The sequence below is a fragment of the Pseudoduganella aquatica genome (assembly GCF_020865585.1).
In the GTDB taxonomy this organism is placed as follows: domain Bacteria; phylum Pseudomonadota; class Gammaproteobacteria; order Burkholderiales; family Burkholderiaceae_D; genus Rugamonas; species Rugamonas aquatica_A.
Genome location: NZ_CP086370.1, coordinates 5602252 through 5618442, shown reverse-complemented (window position 1 = coordinate 5618442; position 16191 = coordinate 5602252). Strand labels below are relative to the sequence as shown.

Sequence of the window (16191 nt, the reverse complement as noted above, 5' to 3'; positions counted from 1 at the left end):
CAAGAGAAGGAAAGGCAGCAATGGACCGTCTCGTCTACACCGCCATGACCGGCGCCAGGCATATCCTGGAGCAGCAGGCCACCACGTCGAACAACCTGGCCAACGCCACCACCACCGGCTTCCGCGCCCAGCTCGATTCTTTCCGGGCCGTGCCGGTGCAGTCGGAGGGGCTGCCGACGCGCACCTTCGTGGTCGACTCCACGGTGGGGGCGGACTTCCGCGCCGGTCCCATCCAGACCACCGGCCGCAGCCTGGACGTGGCGCTGCGCGGCGAGGGCTGGATGGCGGTGCAGTCGTCCGACGGCTCCGAGGCGTACACGCGCAACGGCAGCCTGAAGGTGAGCGAGAACGGCCTGCTGCAAACCACCAGCGGCCAGACGCTGGTGGGCGAGAACGGTCCCATCGCCATCCCGCCGCAAAGCGAGGTGGCGGTGGCGGCCGACGGCACCGTCAGCGTGATCGATACGAGCCAGACCAAGCCGGGGCCGGCCAATGTGCTGGGCCGCATCAAGCTGGTCAATCCGGACACCAGGGGCCTGGAGCGCGGCACGGACGGCTTGTTCCGCCAGAAGAGCGGCCTGCCGGCCGATCCGGACGTCAATGTGCGCCTGGTGGACGGCGCGCTCGAGGGCAGCAACGTCAATCCGGTGGACGCCATGGTCAACATGATTTCGCTGGGCCGGCAGTTCGAGACGCAAATGAGCTTGCTGAAGAATGCCGAGAATAACGCCGCGAAAGCCACCCAGATCCTCGCTTTGACTTAATGCCCGACCCTGCATAATGGTGACGTGGAAAAAGCTCCGGCTGCCACGACCATTACGGGAGAAAGCAAATGATACGATCGCTGTGGATAGCCAAGACTGGCATGGAAGCGCAGCAGACGCAGATGGACACGGTTGCCAACAACCTGGCCAACGTCAGCACCAACGGATTCAAGAAGTCGCGCGCCGTGTTCGAGGACTTGCTGTACCAGAATGTGCGCCAGCCCGGCGCCCAGTCGTCGCAGCAGACGCAGCTGCCATCGGGCATGCAGGTGGGCACCGGCGTGCGCCCGGTCGCCATCGAGCGCATCCACACCCAGGGCAACCCCCAGGCCACCGGCAACGATAAAGACCTGATGGTCAACGGCAACGGCTTCTTCAATGTGCTGCTGCCCGACGGCACCACCGGCTACACCCGCGACGGCTCCTTCCAGCGCGACAGCAACGGCCAGATGGTGACCTCCAGCGGCTTCGTGCTGCAGCCCGCCATCACCATCCCCATCAACGCCAACAGCATCACCGTGGGCCGCGACGGCACCGTGTCCGTGACCCTGCCGGGCCAGACCGCCGCGCAGCAGATCGGCAGCATCCAGCTGTCCACCTTCATCAATCCCACCGGCCTGGAGTCCAAGGGCGAGAACCTGTACGTGGAAACCGGCGCTTCCGGCGCGGCGCAGAACAACACGCCCGGCACCAACGGCACCGGCGTCATCCTGCAGGGCTATGTGGAAACCTCGAACGTCAACGTGGTCGAGGAAATGGTCAACATGATACAGACCCAGCGCGCCTACGAAATCAACAGCAAGGCCATCACCACTTCGGACCAGATGCTGGCCAAGCTGTCGCAGCTGTAAGCAAGGAGCACCGCCATGAAACTGATCACTCCCGTCACCGCCATGCTGGCGCTGAGCCTGCCCCTGGCCGGCTGCGGCACCGCGCCGACCTCCATCGTGCAGGGCGCCACCACCGCGCGTCCGCTGACGCAGGCGCAGATGGCCGCGCCGACCAGCGGCGCCATCTTCCAGGTGCAGAACTACCGTCCGCATTTCGAGGACCGCCGCGCGCGCCTGGTGGGCGACGTGATCAACATCGTCATCACCGAGAAGACCTCGGCCGTGAAGAGCGGCGCCAGCGCGGGCGGCAAGTCGGGCAGCGTCAACTTCAAGGCGCCGGGCCAGCTGGCCGGCACCTTCGGCAGCCAGATCACCACCAGCGCCGACAACAAATTCGCCGACAACGCCAGCCAGAGCGCCAGCAACACCTTCACCGGCACCATGGGCGCCACCGTGGTCGAGGTGCTGCCCAACGGTAACCTGATCGTGGCCGGCGAGAAGCAGATCGCGCTGGACAAGGGCGTGGAATACATCCGCTTCTCCGGCATGATCAATCCGGACACCATAGGCACCGGCAACACCGTGGCCTCGACCGCCGTGGCCGACGCGCGCGTGGAATACCGCACCAGCGCCAAGATCGACCGCGCCGAAGTGAATTCCATGGCGGCGCGCTTCTTCCTCAGCGTACTGCCATTCTGATGATGAAAACTCCAAGCAAACTCCTCGCCGCCGCCGCGGCCGCCCTGTGCCTGCTGGCCCAGCCTGTACAGGCCGAGCGCCTGAAAGACCTGGCCAGCGTGGCCGGCGTGCGCCAGAATCAGCTGATGGGCTACGGCCTGGTGATCGGCCTGGACGGCACCGGCGACCAGACCACCCAGACCCCGTTCACGGTGCAGACCGTGATGTCCATGCTGCAGCAGATGGGCATCACCCTGCCGGCCGCCAACACCCTGCAGCTGAAGAACGTGGCGGCCGTCATGGTCACCACCTCGCTGCCGGCCTTCGCCCAGCCGGGCCAGCTGATGGACGTGACCGTCTCGTCCATGGGCAATGCGAAAAGCCTGCGCGGCGGCACCTTGCTGATGACGCCGCTCAAAGGCGCGGACGGCCAGGTGTACGGCATGGCGCAGGGCAATGTGCTGGTGGGCGGCGTGGGCGCGCAGTCGGGCGGCACCTCGGTGGTGGTGAACCACCTGAGCGTGGGCCGCATTTCCGGCGGCGCCACGGTCGAGCGCGCGGTGGCCAACTCGCTGGGCGAGGGCAACCAGATCAAGCTGGAACTGAACACCACCGACTTTTCCACCGCCAGCCGGGTGGTGGAGGCGATCAACGACAAATTCGGCGCCGGCATCGCCTACGCGCTGGACGGCCGCGTGATCCGCGTGCAAGCGCCTTCCAGCAGCGACCAGCGCGTGTCCTTTATCGGCACGCTGGAGAACCTGCAGGTGAACCCGGCCCAGATGGCCGCCAAGGTGATCATGAACGCGCGCACCGGCTCGGTGGTGATGAACCAGGCGGTGGCGCTGGAAACCTGCGCCATCTCGCACGGCAACCTGACGGTGTCGGTCTCCACCGACGCGCAGGTGAGCCAGCCCGGCCCGCTGTCCGGCGGCCAGACCGTGGTCACGCAGAACGCCAATATCGACATCAAGAAGGACGGCGGCAAGGTCATGCTGGTCAAGGGCGGCGCCCAGCTGGCCGACGTGGTCAAGGCGCTCAACGCCATCGGCGCCACGCCGCAGGATTTGCTGGCGATACTGCAAGCGATGAAGGCCGCCGGTTCGCTGCGCGCCGAGCTCGAGATCATTTGAGGAGGCCGCCATGATACGTCAAGCCTCCAGCACCGCCGGCAGCAGCGCCAACGACCTGAGCGCCACCCTGGCCGCCGACGTCAAGGGCGCGGCCGCGCTGCGCAAGGGCGCCAACGCCGGCTCGCCGGACGCGCTGAAAGGCGCCGCCACCCAGTTCGAGGCCATGTTCATCAACATGATGATGAAAAGCATGCGCGAGGCTTCGCCGGGCGAAGGCATGCTGGACAATCAGCAGACCAAGATGTTCACCTCCATGCTGGACCAGCAGACCAGCCAGAACCTGGCCAAGAAGGGCGTGGGCCTGTCCGACGTGCTGGTGCGGCAATTGTCCAAGCAGAACGAGCAGGCGCTGGCGCTGGGCGGCGAGACCGCCCCGTCGGATGCGTCCGGCATTCCCAACACCGGCAGCCTGGCCAGCGCGGCCGTGGCGGCCAGGCTGCAGCGCGCCATCGAGGCGGCGGGCGGCGCGGCGGCCTCGGCCAAGGCCGGCGCCCAGGCCGACGTGCCGGGCGGCAGCGCCGCCGCCATGGACAGCGGCAAGGGCTCGCAGGCGGCCCATGTGCGCGCCTTCCAGAGCAAGCTGGGCAGCCACGCGGACGAGGCCAGCAAGGCCACCGGCATCCCGGCCAAGTTCATGCTGGGCCAGGCGGCGCTGGAAAGCGGCTGGGGCAAGCGCGAGATCAAGGGCCGCGATGGCAGCAACAGCAACAATCTGTTCGGCATCAAGGCCGGCCCGGGCTGGAAGGGCAAGACGGTCGAGGCCGTCACCACGGAGTTCGTCAACGGCAAGCCGCAGCAGAAGGTGGAGCGCTTCCGCGCCTACGACAGCTATGCCGACAGTTTCAAGGATTATGCAAAGTTGCTGACCGACAACCCTCGCTACGAGAAAGTCCTGGCCAGCGCCGGCGACGCCAGCAAGTTCGCGCACGGCCTGCAAAAAGCCGGCTACGCCACCGATCCGCAGTACGCCAGCAAGCTCACGCGCATCATCCAGCAGTCGCTGGCGTAACCATGTTTAACGCGGACGGGCACACTGTTGCCCGTGTGCATTTCAAGTTTTGGCAGCCGCTGCCGTAGACTACGTATATACAGAAAGTAAACACACCATGTCCAGTCTTCTCAGCATAGGCAAAAGCGGCTTGCTGGCGGCCCAGGTAGGCCTGTCCACCACGGGGCACAATATCGCCAACGCCAACGTGCCGGGATACAGCCGCCAGACCCTCGTGCAGTCGAATATGCAGCCGGAGGCCAGCGGCGGCTTCTTTGTCGGCACCGGCACCGAAGTGACCCAGATCAAGCGCCAGTACGACGACTTCCTGACCAAGCAGCTGCTGGGCGCGGAAGCCAACGAGGCCAGCCTGGACGGCTTCTACGCCCAGATCAGCCAGATCGACAACCTGCTGGCCGACAGCACCTCCGGCCTGTCGCCGGCGCTGCAGGACTTCTTCAAGGGCGTGCAGGACGCCAGCTCGAACTCGGCCACCGACGCCTCGCGCAGCGCCATGCTGTCGACCGCCAACACGCTGGCGGCCCGCTTCCAGGGCCTGAGCGACCGCCTGACCGAGATCGGCGACGGGGTCAACAGCGAGATCACGTCCACCGTGACGCAGATTAATTCCTATGCCGAGCAGATCGGCAAGCTGAACAACGATATCGCCGGCCTGACGGTGGACCCGTCGCGCGCGCCGAACGATTTGCTGGACCAGCGCGACCAGCTGATCAGCGAGCTGAACAAGCTGGTCAAGGTCACCGTGACCCAGGGCGACGCGCACTCGCTGACGGTGTCCATCGGCACCGGCCAGCCGCTGGTGATCAGCAACCGCAATTTCGCGCTGGCCACCACGCCTTCGCTGACCGACCCCACCCGCATGACCATCGGTTACCAGACCAATAACGAGATCTCGCCGCTGCCGGAATCGGCGCTGACGGGCGGTGCGCTGGGCGGCCTGCTGGAGTTCCGCAGCGGCTCGCTGGACCGCGCGCGCAACGAGCTGGGCCAGGTGGCGGCCGGCCTCGCGGCCAGCTTCAACGCCCAGCACCAGCTGGGCCAGGACCGCAACGGCGCGCTGGGCGGCAATTTCTTCTCCGACATCAACGCCTATATCGGCGTGGATTCGCGCAACAGCCCGGTCAGCACGGCGGTGGTGACCGGTGTGGTGAAGGACGCCAGCGCGCTCACCACCAGCGACTACGACCTCAACTTCGACGGCACCAACTACGTGCTCAAGCGCGCCTCGGACGGCCAATCCACCGTGCTGACCTATCCGCAGACCACCGGCCCGCAAATCGTGGACGGGGTGGAATACACGCTCAGCGGCACGCCGGCGACGGGCGACCATTTCGCCGTGCGCCCGACTTATATGGCGGCCTCCGAGTTCAAGGTGTCGCTGACCGACGTCGGCAAGATCGCGCTGGCCGCGCCCATCGTCACCAACGCGCCGCTGAGCAACACCGGCAACGGCAAGATCACGCCCGGCACGGTGGACAGCAACTACCTGACGGCGGGCAATGCGCTGGCCGCGCCCGTCACGCTGAGCTATGACGCGCTGACCGGCTCGCTGAGCGGCTTCCCCGCCGCCCAGGATGTGGTGGTGACGGCCAACGGCGTGAGCACCACCTATCCGGCCGGCACACCGTCGATACCGTACACGGACGGCGCCTCGATCAGCTTTGGCGGCGTGAACATTTCCATCAGCGGCACCCCGGGCGACACCGACAGCTTCACCGTCGGCCCCAACACCGGCGGCACGCGCGACAACCGCAACGGCGCGCTGCTGGGCGACCTGCAGGCCAAGAACATCCTGAACGGCGGCAAGACCACCTACCAGAGCGCGTATGCGTCCATGGTCAACTTCGTCGGCAACAAGACGCGCGAAGTGCAGATCGGCGCCGACGCGGCCACGGCGGCGGTCAAGCAGGCCAGCAACGCCCAGCAGAGCGTATCGGGCGTCAACCTGGACGAGGAGGCGGCCAATCTGCTGCGCTACCAGCAGGCCTACCAGGCCTCCGGCAAGGTGATGCAGATCGCCAGCACGCTGTTCGACGTGCTGATCTCGCTGGGCCGGTAACTCATACGCTTAGCAGCAAGCAAGGAAAAGCATCATGACCATGCGCATCAGTTCCAAGACCATTTATGACAACGGCGTGGGCCAGCTCGGCACGCTGCAGACCTCGCTGGCCAAGACCCAGCAGCAGCTGGCCACAGGCCGCCGCGTGCTGACCCCAGCCGACGATCCCATCGCCTCGGCGCGCGCGCTGGAGGTGACGCAGTCGCAGTCGATCAACACGCAGCTGGCCACCAACCGCTCGAACGCGCGCTCCTCGCTGTCGCAGGAGGAGGTGGCGCTGGCCTCGGCCACGTCGCTGCTCCAGGACATCAAGACCCTGACGGTGAACGCCGGCAACGGCTCGATGACGAATAAGGACCGCGAATCGCTGGCGGTGGAGCTGGAGGGCCGGCTGCAGGATTTGCTGGGCATCGCCAACACGGCCGACGGTTCGGGCGGCTACATCTTCTCCGGCTTCAAGGACAGCATTCCGTTTTCGCTCAACGCCACCGGCGCCACCTACCAGGGCGACCAGGGCGAGCGCACCCTGCAAGTGGGATCCTCGCGCAAAATCAGCGTCAGCGATTCGGGTTCGGCCATTTTCGAGAACAACGCCACCGGCAACGGCAGCTTCAAGACCGGCGTGGACCCGGCCAACTACGGCCGCGGCGGCACCGGCATTATCTCGCCCGGCGCCGTGACCGACACCAGCGCGCTGACCGACCACCAGTACGCCATCAATTTCTCGGTGATACCGGCCACCCCGGGCGTGCCCAAGGTGACCACCTACACGGTGACGGACCTGACCCTGAACCAGCCGGTGCCGCCCAACCCGGTGCCGCCCGATCCCATTCCCTACACCAGCGGCCAGAGCATCAGCTTTGACGGCCTGCAGTTCGAGATCAAGGGCGATCCGGCCGATCTGGACACTTTCACCGTGGACCCGAGCAACAAGAAGTCCGTGTTCGAGACCATGCGCGACCTGCTGACGGCGCTGCGCCAGGACGGCGAGGGCGCGGCCGGACAGGCCAGGCTGACCAATGCCTTGAACCAGGTCAATTCGAATATCGACAACGCCTCGGACAACCTGCTGGCGGTGCGCGCCTCCGTGGGCGCGCGCATGAAGGAGCTGGATTACCTGGACAGCTCGGGCGAGGACTTGAATATCCAGTACGCCAGCACGCTGTCCAATCTGACCGAGGTGGACACCATCAAGGCCATTTCCCAGTTCACCCAGCAGCAGATCAACCTGGAGGCGGCGCAGAAGTCGTATAAAACGCTGACGGGTTTGTCACTGTTCAATTACATCGGTTAAGTCGGCGGCGGCGCTGGCGGGTTACGCGGGCTTTGCCCGCTAACCCGCCCTACGTTGGTACGCTGTCCCATGTGCGATTGCGGGCGAACGGTGTGCAATCGCATTGTAAAAAAAAGGGGCGCTGTTTTCAGCGCCCCTTTTGCGTTTCCGGCCTTTATTTGTCGGCCAGGATGCCTTGCACCGGCGGCTGGCGTTTCCAGTTGCTGTGCAGTTCGGAACCGGCGCCGGAGACCGGCGACAGATTGCCGAAGTGCTGCAGCTGGCGCGCCAGCTCGTCCACGCCGGCCGCCAGCGTGCCGCTGGCCGGCGGCGCGGAGACGCCGGCGCCGTCCGGCGCCTGCCAGGACAAGGCGTTCTTGCCGTCCGCTTCCGCCGCCTGGTTGTAGCCCGACAGCGCCTTGGTCAGCGCCGTCACCTGGTCGCGCAGGGTGTCCGGCGCGGCCGGGCTCGCCGCCGGCGCGGACGCCGCTGCTTTCGCGTCGTTGCGGTCGGTCAGATACCAGACGTCGGCCATGGCGCCGGTGCGGCCGTCGGTGGTCTGGAAGCTGCCGCTCAGGCCTATCCAGTTGCCCTGGTCCTTCTCGCTGGCCTTGGCCGCGCCGGTGTTCAGGCTGGCCACGCCGGCTTCGGCCAGGGTGCGCAATTCACCTTCCTGGCTGACGCCGTCTTTGTTGCCGTCGACCCACACGCGCAGCTGGCCGAAGGCGCTGTCGCGGCTGTCGACCACACCGTCGCCGTTGCTGTCCAGCGCCGCCAAGGCCTGGAAGCCGTCGGCGGCGCGGCTGCCGTCGGCCAGGCGGGTGCTGGTGCCGAACAGCTCGCTGCCGTCGTTGATGCGGCCGTCGTGGTTGCGGTCCAGGGCCAGCAGGGCGTCGCCCTTGGCGGCCCAGCCGGTCTGCACCGGCGCGCCGGTGGCAAACAGGTCGAACTGCACGCCGTCGGCCATGGCCACGGTGCTGATGCCGTTGCCGTCCAGGTCCAGCTGCAGCGGGCTGCCCAGCGGGGTAGCGTGGATCTGCTCGCTCGACATGCTGGCCAGCTGGGCGGCGCTGAGGCCGCCGGCTTGCGTGGCCGTGAAGGCGCCGAACTCGATCAGCGTCATATTCTGCAGCTGCAGCGTGGTCAGCGCCTGGATCTGCGCCACCTTCAGCGCGCGGATCTGGCTGGTGTTGAGCGCGCTGATCTGCGGCACGCCCAGGCCGGCGATCTGCAGCGTGGTGAGCAGCGCGATCTGGCTGCTGCGCATCACTTGCAGGTCGTCGATTTCCATGGCGTTGAGCTGGGTGGCCGTCAGCGCGGCCAGCGCCTTCGAGCCCAGCGCGTTGATCTGGCTGCTGGTCAGCGCGGCCAGCTGCGCCGCGGTCAGGCCGTTGGCGAAGGCCACGCCCAAGGCGGCGATCTGGGTGGTCTTCAGCGTCAGGATCTGGTCCACGCCCAGGCTGCCCACCTGGGCCGAGTTGAAGCCGGCCACTTGCGCCGCCGTCAGCGGCGCCAGCGAACTGAAGGCGCTGACCTGGGCGGTGGTCAGCGCGCTGATCTGCGGCACGCTCAGGCCGGCGATGGTGCGCGTGCTCAGCGAGGCCAGCTGGTCGTTGCCGAGCGCGGCGATCTGCTGGGTTTTCAGGCCCGCCATCTGCGCCGAGCTCAGCACGGAGATGTCGTCCAGGTCGATGGCCCGCAGCTGCGCCGTGTTCAGCGCGCCGAGCTGGGTGGCCAGCAGCGAACGCACTTGCAGCGTGTTCAGGTTGGTGATCTGGGTCGGCGTCAGCAGGCTCAGCAGGCGCGTGTTCAGGCCGGCGATCTGGGTGCTGCGCAGCGTGTCGAGCTGGCCCGGGTCGAGCGCGGCCACCTGGGCCGACGTCAGCGCGTTGAGCTGCACCGTGGTCAGCGGCGCCAGCGTGGTCAGCGCGGTCAGCTGCGACGTGCTGAGCGCGGCCACCTGGGTCACTTTCAGGCTCATCAGCTGGCGCGAGTTGAGCACGCCGATCTGTTCATTGCTCATGCTGCCCACCAGTTCGGTGCGCAGGCCGGAGATCTGCATGGTCGTCATGCCGGCCAGGTCTTCCAGCTCGATGGCGCGCATCTGCGCCGTGTTCAGGCCGTTCAGCGCGGTGCTGGTCAGCGTGCGCACCTGGCCGGCGCTCAGCGAGGCCAGCTGCGCGGCCGTCAGCCACGACAGCTGCTGGCTGGTCAGCGCGGCGAACTGCGCCGTGCGTATGGTGGCCAGGTGGGCCTCGTCCAGCGAAGCGAGCTGGTTGCTCGACAGTGCGCCCATCTGCACCAGGCCGAAGCCTTCCAGGTTGGGCAGCGCCAGCAGCTGGCTGGTGCTCAGCGCGCGCATCTGCGCCGTGGTCAGCGCGGCCAGTTCGGCCGAGGTCAGCACCGTCATCTGGGCGTCGGTGAGCGCCTGGATCTGCCAGGTGCGCAGGCTGGCGAACTGGCGCGTGGTGAGCGCCTGCAGGTCGGCGTCTTCCAGCGCGCGCAGCTGGCTGCTGTTCAGGCCGCCCAGCGCGGCGGTGCTGATGGCGCGGATCTGGGCCGTGCTGAGCACCGGCAGCTGCAAGCTGGTCAGCCAGGAGATCTGCAGGCTGCCCAGCGCGGCCAGCTGCAGCGTGCCCAGCGAGGACAGCTTGGCGTCGTCCAGCGAGGACAGCTGCTGGCTCGACAGGCCGGCCAGCTGGCCCGGGCCGAAGCCCTGCAAGCCGGGCAGCAGGGCCAGCTGGGTGGTGGTCAGCGCCGCCAGCTGCACGCTGGTCAGGGCGTTGATTTCCACCGAGGTCAGGGCGGCCATTTCGTCCGGCGTGAAGGCGCGGATCTGCTCGGTGCGCAGATTGGCGAACTGGGCGCTGTTGAGGGCGGCCAGGTCGGCCGGGTCCAGGCCGGCGATCTGGCTGGTGTTCAGGGCGCGCAGCGCGGCGATGCTGAGGGCGCGCCATTGCGCCGTGCTCAGCGCTTGCAGCTGCGTCGTGCTCAGCACGGCGATCTGCGGCGTGGTGAGCGCGGCCACCTGGCTGGTTTTCAGCTGCCCCATCTGGGTTTCGTCGAGCGTGGCGATGCGCTGGGTCGGCAGCGCCGCCACTTGCAGCGGCGACAGCAGCGACAGCGCGTTGAGCTGGTTGAACTGCGACGAGTTCAGCGCGCCCAGCTGGACCGTGGTCAGCGAGGAGATCTGGGTGTCGCTCAGGCCGGCCAGCTGGTCGGCCGTCAGCGCGGCGATCTGGGCCGTGGTGAGGGCGCGGATCTGGTGGCTGCGCAGCGCGCCGATGTCCGGCACTTCCATGGCGGCGATCTGGTCGGTGCTCAGCGCGGCCAGTGAACGGGTGGCCAGCGCGCGCACTTGGGCGGTGGTCAGCGCCATCAGCTGCAGGCTGCTCAGCCCGGTGGCCTGCGCGCTGTTGAGCATGCCGATGCCGGCGGTCGACAGGAAGCTGATCTGCTCGCCGCTCAGGGCGCGCAGCTGGGCGGTGCTGAGACTGGCAACCTGGCCCGAGCGCAGCGCGCCCAGGTCGTCCAGCGCCATCAGCGCCATCTGGTCGGTGCTCAGCGCGGCCAGCTGGCGGGTGGCCATGGTGGCGTACTGGCGCGTGTCCAGGCCGTTGAGCTGGTCGGCGTTGAGCTGGCGTATCTGGGTGCTGGACAGGCCGGCCAGCTGCAGCGACGTCAAGGTGGCCAGGCGCTCGCCGCTCAGCGAACCGAGCTGGGACGAGGTCAGGGCGCGCAGCTGCACGCTGTTGAAGCCGCCCAGCGAGGCCAGCGCGGCCAGCTGGTTGGTGGTCAGCGCGCCGATCTGCGCGGTGCGCAGCAGCGACAGGCTGGTGCTGCTCAGGCGGGCGAACTGGTCCACGGTCAGGGCCGCCAGCTGGCTGCTGGACAGCACCGTCAGCTGGGTCGATTTCAGGCCGGGCATGTCGTCCACTTCGATCTGCGCGATCTGGCTGGTGCTCAGGCCGGAGATGGCGGTCGAATTGAAGCCGCCCACCTGGCGGCTGTCGAGCGCGACCAGCTGCGCCGTGGTGAGCGCGCCCAGCTGGATCGAATTGAAGGCGTACAGCTGGCGCGTGCTCAGCAGCTGGATATCTTCCAGCGCCAGCGCGGCGATGCGGCTGGTTCCCATGGCCGCGATCATGGTGGTGGTGTAGTCGCCGATATTGCCCAGCGAGGCCAGCTGGGCGTCCGACAGCGCGGCCAGCTGGCTAGGCAGCAGTGCCGCGATGGCGGAGCTGGTCAGCGCGTGCAGCTGCACGGTGTCGAGCGTCTTGAGCTGGGTGGTGCTCAGGCCGGCGATCTGCGCCGTGGTCATGACGCGCAGCGCATCGACCGTCAGCGCGGCCATCTGCGCGGTGCTCAGGCCGTCCATGGCCTTGAGGCTGAGGGCGCGGATCTGCGCGCTCGACAGCAGGGCCAGCTGGGCGCCGCTCAGGCCGCCGATCTGGGCGCTGCCCAGGCCGCCGAGCTGGCGCGTGCTCAGCGCCTGCAGGTCGGCGTCGACCAGGCCGTGCACCTGGTCGGAGCTGAGGTAGCCGATCTGGGCCGAGCTCAGGCCCTTCAGGCTGCTGAAGGCGTCGATCTGGGTGCTGTTGAGCGCAGCCAGCGCGACGCTGTTGATGGCGGCGATGCCTGCGCTGGTGAGGTAGGACAGCTGGTCCACGCTGAGCGAGCGCAGCGTGGCCGAGCTCAGGCCGGCGATCTGGCCAGTGGTCAGCAGGCCGATTTCCTCGGCCTCGACGGCGGCCAGCTGGTCCGAGCGCAGCGCGTTGAGCGCATTGCGCGACAGCACCCGCATCTGGGTGCTGGTCAGGGCCTGCACCTGGGCCGAACTGAAGAAACTGAGCTGGGTGGTGCTCAGCGCCATCACCTGGCCGGTGCGCAGCGCGGCGACCTGGCCCAGCGTGAGCGCCTTGATCTGGTCCGACGACAGGCCGGCGATCTGGTTGCTGTTCAGGCCGGCCAGCGTGCTCAGCGCGGCGAGCTGGTCCTGGTCCAGCGCGTTCAGTTGCGCGGTGGTCAGCGCGGCGATGGCCTGGGTGCTGAAGTTCTGCAGCTGGGTCACCGTCAGCGCCTGGATCTGGGCCGTGCTGAGGGCGCGGATCTGCTGCGTGAGCAGCACGGCGATGTCGGCTTCCTCGATGGCGGCGATCTGGTCGGTGCTGAGCGCGGCCAGGGTGGCGCTGCTCAGGCTGCGGATCTGCGCGCTGTCGAAGGCGATGATCTGGGTGCCGCTCAGGGCGCGGATCTGGCTGCTGGTCAGGCCGGCGATCTGGCTGGTCTTCAGCGTGGTGATCTTGTCGTCGGCCAGGTTGGCGATCTGGTCGGTGGTCAGCGCGCCGATCTGGCGGCTGGACAGCGGGGCCAGCGACAGCAGGCTGTCGAGCTTGTCCTGGCCCAGCGCGGCGATCTGCTGCGTGGACAGGGCGGCGATGGCGGTGGTGGCCAGCGCGCCGAACTGGGTGGAGGTGAGCGCGTTGATCTGGTCGGTGGCCAGCAGGTTGAGCTGGTTGGTGCGCAGCGCGTTCAGGTCCCGCACTTCGATGGCCTGCAGCTGGTCCGAGGTCAGCGCCGCCAGTTCATTGGCGGTCAGCGCGCGCACTTGCAGCGTGGTCAGCGCGATCACCTGGTTGCTGGTGAGCGCCTGGATCTGCGCCGAGGTCAGCGCGGCGATCTGGGCCGAGCTCAGGCGCTCCACCGTGGCGTCCGACAGCGAGGCGATCTGGTCGGTCGTCATGGCCGCGATGGCGGCCGTGCTGAAGGAGGCCAGCGTGCTCAGCGCGGCGAGCTGCTCGCTGCTCAGGGCCGCTTTCTGGGCCGGCGTGAGGGCGCTGATCTGGGCCGAGCTCAGGTTGAAAATCTGCGTGGTGGTGAGGGCGGCAATCTGCGCCGTCAGCATGCTTGACAGCTGGTTGCTGCGCAGCGCGGCGATGTCTTCCACTTCGATCGCGGCCACCTGGTCGCTGCTCAGCGCGCGCAGCGCCGTGCTGCTCAGGGCGCGGATCTGCAGGGTGGTCAGCGCGACCAGCTGGTCGCTGTTCAGCAGGGCGGCCTGGGCCGTCTGCAGGGCGGCAATCTGGCTGCTGCGCAGGCTGGCCAGGTCGGTCGTGTTCATGGCCAGGATGTGGTCGGAGCTCAGGCCGGCAATCTGGCGCGTGCTCAGCACGGCCAGCGAGGCGATGGCGTCGAGCTGGTCTGCGCTCAGCTGGTTGAGCTGGTCGACCGACAGCGCGGCGGCCGCGCCGGTGCTCAGGCCGAAGATCTGTTCGGTGGTCAGGCCCTGCAGCTGTTCGCTGGAGAAGGCTTGCAGCTGGCGCGAGGTCATCGCGGCGATGTCTTGCGCTTCGATCGCGCTCACCGCGTCCGAGGACAGGCCGGCCAGCGCGGCCGAGGTCAGCACGCGCACCTGGGCCGTGGTCAGCGCGACCAGCTGGTCGCTGGTGAAGGCCTGCAGCTGCGAGCTGTTGAGCGCACCCACCTGCGAGGTTTTCAGCGTGGCGATGCTGGCGCTGCTGAAGGCGGCGATCTGGTCGCTGGTGAGGGCGCGGAACTGCAGCGAGGTCAGCGCGGCCAGCGAGACCAGGGCGCCCAGCTGGTCGGTGCTCAGGGCGCCGATCTGCACCGAGGTCAGCGCCGCTTCGGCGGACGTGCTCAGCGCGGCGATCTGTTCGGTGGTCAGGGCGGCGATCTGGGCCGTGGTGAACTTGCTGATTTGCGTGCTCAGCAGGGCGCGGATGTCGCTGCTTTCTATCGCGGCCACCTGGTCGGTGGTGAGCGCCTGCAGGGCCGCGCTGTTCAGGCCCTGCACCTGGCGCGTGGTCAGCGCGATCAGCTGGTCGCTGCCCAGCGCCACCACCTGCTCGGCCTTGAGCGCGTTGAGCTGGCGGCTGTCGAGCGTGACGATGTTGCGCGTGCTCAGCGTGCTGATCTGGTCCGACGTCAGCGCCGCCAACTGGCGGGTCGACATGCCGGCCAGGGTGCTCAGCGCGTCGAGCTGGTCCGAGGTCAGCGCGCTGACCTGGTTGCTGCCCAGGGCGCCGATGGCCAGGCTGCTGAGCGCGCCGAACTGCGCCAGCGTGAGCGCGGCGATCTGCTCGCTGCCCATGCGGATGATCTGGTTGGTGCGCAGCGCGGCAATGTCGCGCGTTTCGATCTGGGTGATCTGGTCGGTGCTCAGCGCGGCCAGCACCGAGGTGGCCATGGCGCTGAACTGGGCCACGGTAAGCGCCACGATCTGGTCGGACGTGAGCGCGGCCACCTGCTCGCTGCTCAGGGCGCCCAGCTGCTGGCTGCCCAGGCTGGCGATGTCCTGGGTTTCCAGCGTGCCGATCTGGTCCGAGGTCAGCGCGCGGATCTGCACGGTGCTGAAGGGGACCAGGCCGTCCAGGCCGATCAGCTGGTCCGAACTGAGGGCGGCCACTTGCGCCGCGCTCAGGCCGCGCAGGTCGCCGGTGTCCATGGCGGCCAGCTGGGCGGTGCTGAGCGCCGCGATCTGGCTGGTGCTCAGGAAGCCCACCTGGCGCGAGCTCAGCGCGCGCACATCGCTGGTTTCCAGCGCGGCGATCTGGTCGGTGGTCAGGCGCGACAGCGTGGCGCTGTTCAGCGCGGCGGCCTGCAGGGTGCTGAGGGCGGCGATCTGGTCGCTGCTCAGCGCCTGCAGCTGGCTGGAGTTGAAGGTGGCCAGCTGGGCCGAGGTCAGGCCGGCGATGTCGTTGGTCTCGATCGCCATGATCTGGTCGGTGCCCAGCAGCTGCAGCGAGCCGGCCGGCAGGCTGTTGAACTGGGCGCTGGTCAGCGCCACGATCTGGTCGGTGGTCAGGGCCGGCACTTGCAGCGAGTTCAGCGCGCTCAGTTGGGCGCTGTTCATGCCGGCCAGGGCGGCCGTCACCAGGGTGCTGATCTGCAGCGTGTCCAGCGCGGCGATGGCGTTGCGGTTGATGGCGTTGAGCTGGCGGCTGTCGAAGGCGGCCAGCTGGTCGCTGGTCAGGCCGACGGCCTGGCGCGAACCGAGCGCGGCCAGCTGACTGGTGGCCAGCGCCTGGATGGCGTCGGTGCTCAGGGCGCCGAACTGGGCGGAATTCAGGGCGGCGATCTGCTGCGAACGCAGCGCGCGCACGTCTTCCGTTTCCATCACCAGCATCTGATTGGTGCTCAGCGCGGCCACCTGGCCGGTGCTCAGCACGGCGAACTGCTGGGACGTGAACTGGGTGATCTGGTCGGTGGTGAGGGCAGCCAGGTCTTCGGTTTCCAGCGCGGCGACCTGGTGCGTCAGCAAATGGCTGAGCTGGTCGCTCGACAGGACCTGCATCTGTTCCGTCGTCAGTTCCCGGATCTCGGCCGTTGTGAATTGGGCGAGCTGCTCCGTGGTGAACGAAGCGATCTGGTCGGTACTGAAGGTTGGGACGAGGGAACTCATAGGTATTTTCTCCTGGACGGCTC

General features: G+C 67.9%; 8 protein-coding genes. 7 read left to right on the top strand and 1 reads right to left on the bottom strand.

Going from position 1 to position 16191, the window contains the following annotated elements; translation table 11 throughout:
* Positions 1-20: 20 nt before the first annotated feature.
* From flgF to flgL, 7 genes are all read left to right on the top strand, one after another.
* Positions 21-764, top strand: a complete 744-nt coding sequence (gene flgF, locus KT882_RS25055; protein WP_161073678.1) for a flagellar basal-body rod protein FlgF — start codon at positions 21-23, stop codon at positions 762-764.
* Positions 765-832: 68 nt separating this feature from the next.
* A complete protein-coding gene (gene flgG, locus KT882_RS25050) occupies positions 833-1615 on the top strand; it encodes a flagellar basal-body rod protein FlgG (protein ID WP_161073677.1) in 783 nt (260 codons plus the stop codon).
* 15 nt (positions 1616-1630) lie between these two features.
* Positions 1631-2293 carry a flagellar basal body L-ring protein FlgH gene (locus KT882_RS25045; protein WP_161073676.1) on the top strand — a complete coding sequence of 221 codons (663 nt, stop codon included), beginning with the start codon at positions 1631-1633 and terminating at the stop codon, positions 2291-2293.
* Positions 2293-3405 carry a flagellar basal body P-ring protein FlgI gene (locus KT882_RS25040; protein ID WP_371869372.1) on the top strand — a complete coding sequence of 371 codons (1113 nt, stop codon included), beginning with the start codon at positions 2293-2295 and terminating at the stop codon, positions 3403-3405. The genes KT882_RS25045 and KT882_RS25040 overlap by 1 nt, the downstream gene beginning before the upstream one ends.
* Positions 3406-3415: 10 nt before the next feature.
* Entirely contained in the window at positions 3416-4414 is a 999-nt protein-coding gene (gene flgJ, locus KT882_RS25035; protein ID WP_161073675.1) for a flagellar assembly peptidoglycan hydrolase FlgJ, read from the top strand.
* A gap of 97 nt (positions 4415-4511) precedes the next feature.
* Positions 4512-6473, top strand: coding sequence for a flagellar hook-associated protein FlgK (flgK, locus tag KT882_RS25030; RefSeq protein WP_161073674.1), 1962 nt, complete (start codon positions 4512-4514; stop codon positions 6471-6473).
* 34 nt (positions 6474-6507) lie between these two features.
* Positions 6508-7767 (top strand): flagellar hook-associated protein FlgL, encoded by a 1260-nt coding sequence (gene flgL, locus KT882_RS25025; RefSeq protein ID WP_161073673.1) that lies wholly within the window; start codon positions 6508-6510, stop codon positions 7765-7767.
* Between the two features lie 154 nt (positions 7768-7921).
* Here flgL and KT882_RS25020 read toward each other — a convergent pair whose 3' ends face one another.
* Positions 7922-16168 (bottom strand): iron-regulated protein frpC, encoded by an 8247-nt coding sequence (locus KT882_RS25020; protein ID WP_228893578.1) that lies wholly within the window; start codon positions 16166-16168, stop codon positions 7922-7924.
* Between the last annotated feature and the right edge of the window lie 23 nt (positions 16169-16191).

Coding starts and splice junctions, on each gene's coding strand:
- flgK (WP_161073674.1), top strand. CDS start 4,512: ATGTCCAGTCTTCTCAGCATAGGCAAAAGCGGCTTGCTGGCGGCCCAG.
- flgJ (WP_161073675.1), top strand. CDS start 3,416: ATGATACGTCAAGCCTCCAGCACCGCCGGCAGCAGCGCCAACGACCTG.
- flgL (WP_161073673.1), top strand. CDS start 6,508: ATGACCATGCGCATCAGTTCCAAGACCATTTATGACAACGGCGTGGGC.
- KT882_RS25040 (WP_371869372.1), top strand. CDS start 2,293: ATGATGAAAACTCCAAGCAAACTCCTCGCCGCCGCCGCGGCCGCCCTG.
- KT882_RS25045 (WP_161073676.1), top strand. CDS start 1,631: ATGAAACTGATCACTCCCGTCACCGCCATGCTGGCGCTGAGCCTGCCC.
- KT882_RS25020 (WP_228893578.1), bottom strand. CDS start 16,168: ATGAGTTCCCTCGTCCCAACCTTCAGTACCGACCAGATCGCTTCGTTC.
- flgF (WP_161073678.1), top strand. CDS start 21: ATGGACCGTCTCGTCTACACCGCCATGACCGGCGCCAGGCATATCCTG.
- flgG (WP_161073677.1), top strand. CDS start 833: ATGATACGATCGCTGTGGATAGCCAAGACTGGCATGGAAGCGCAGCAG.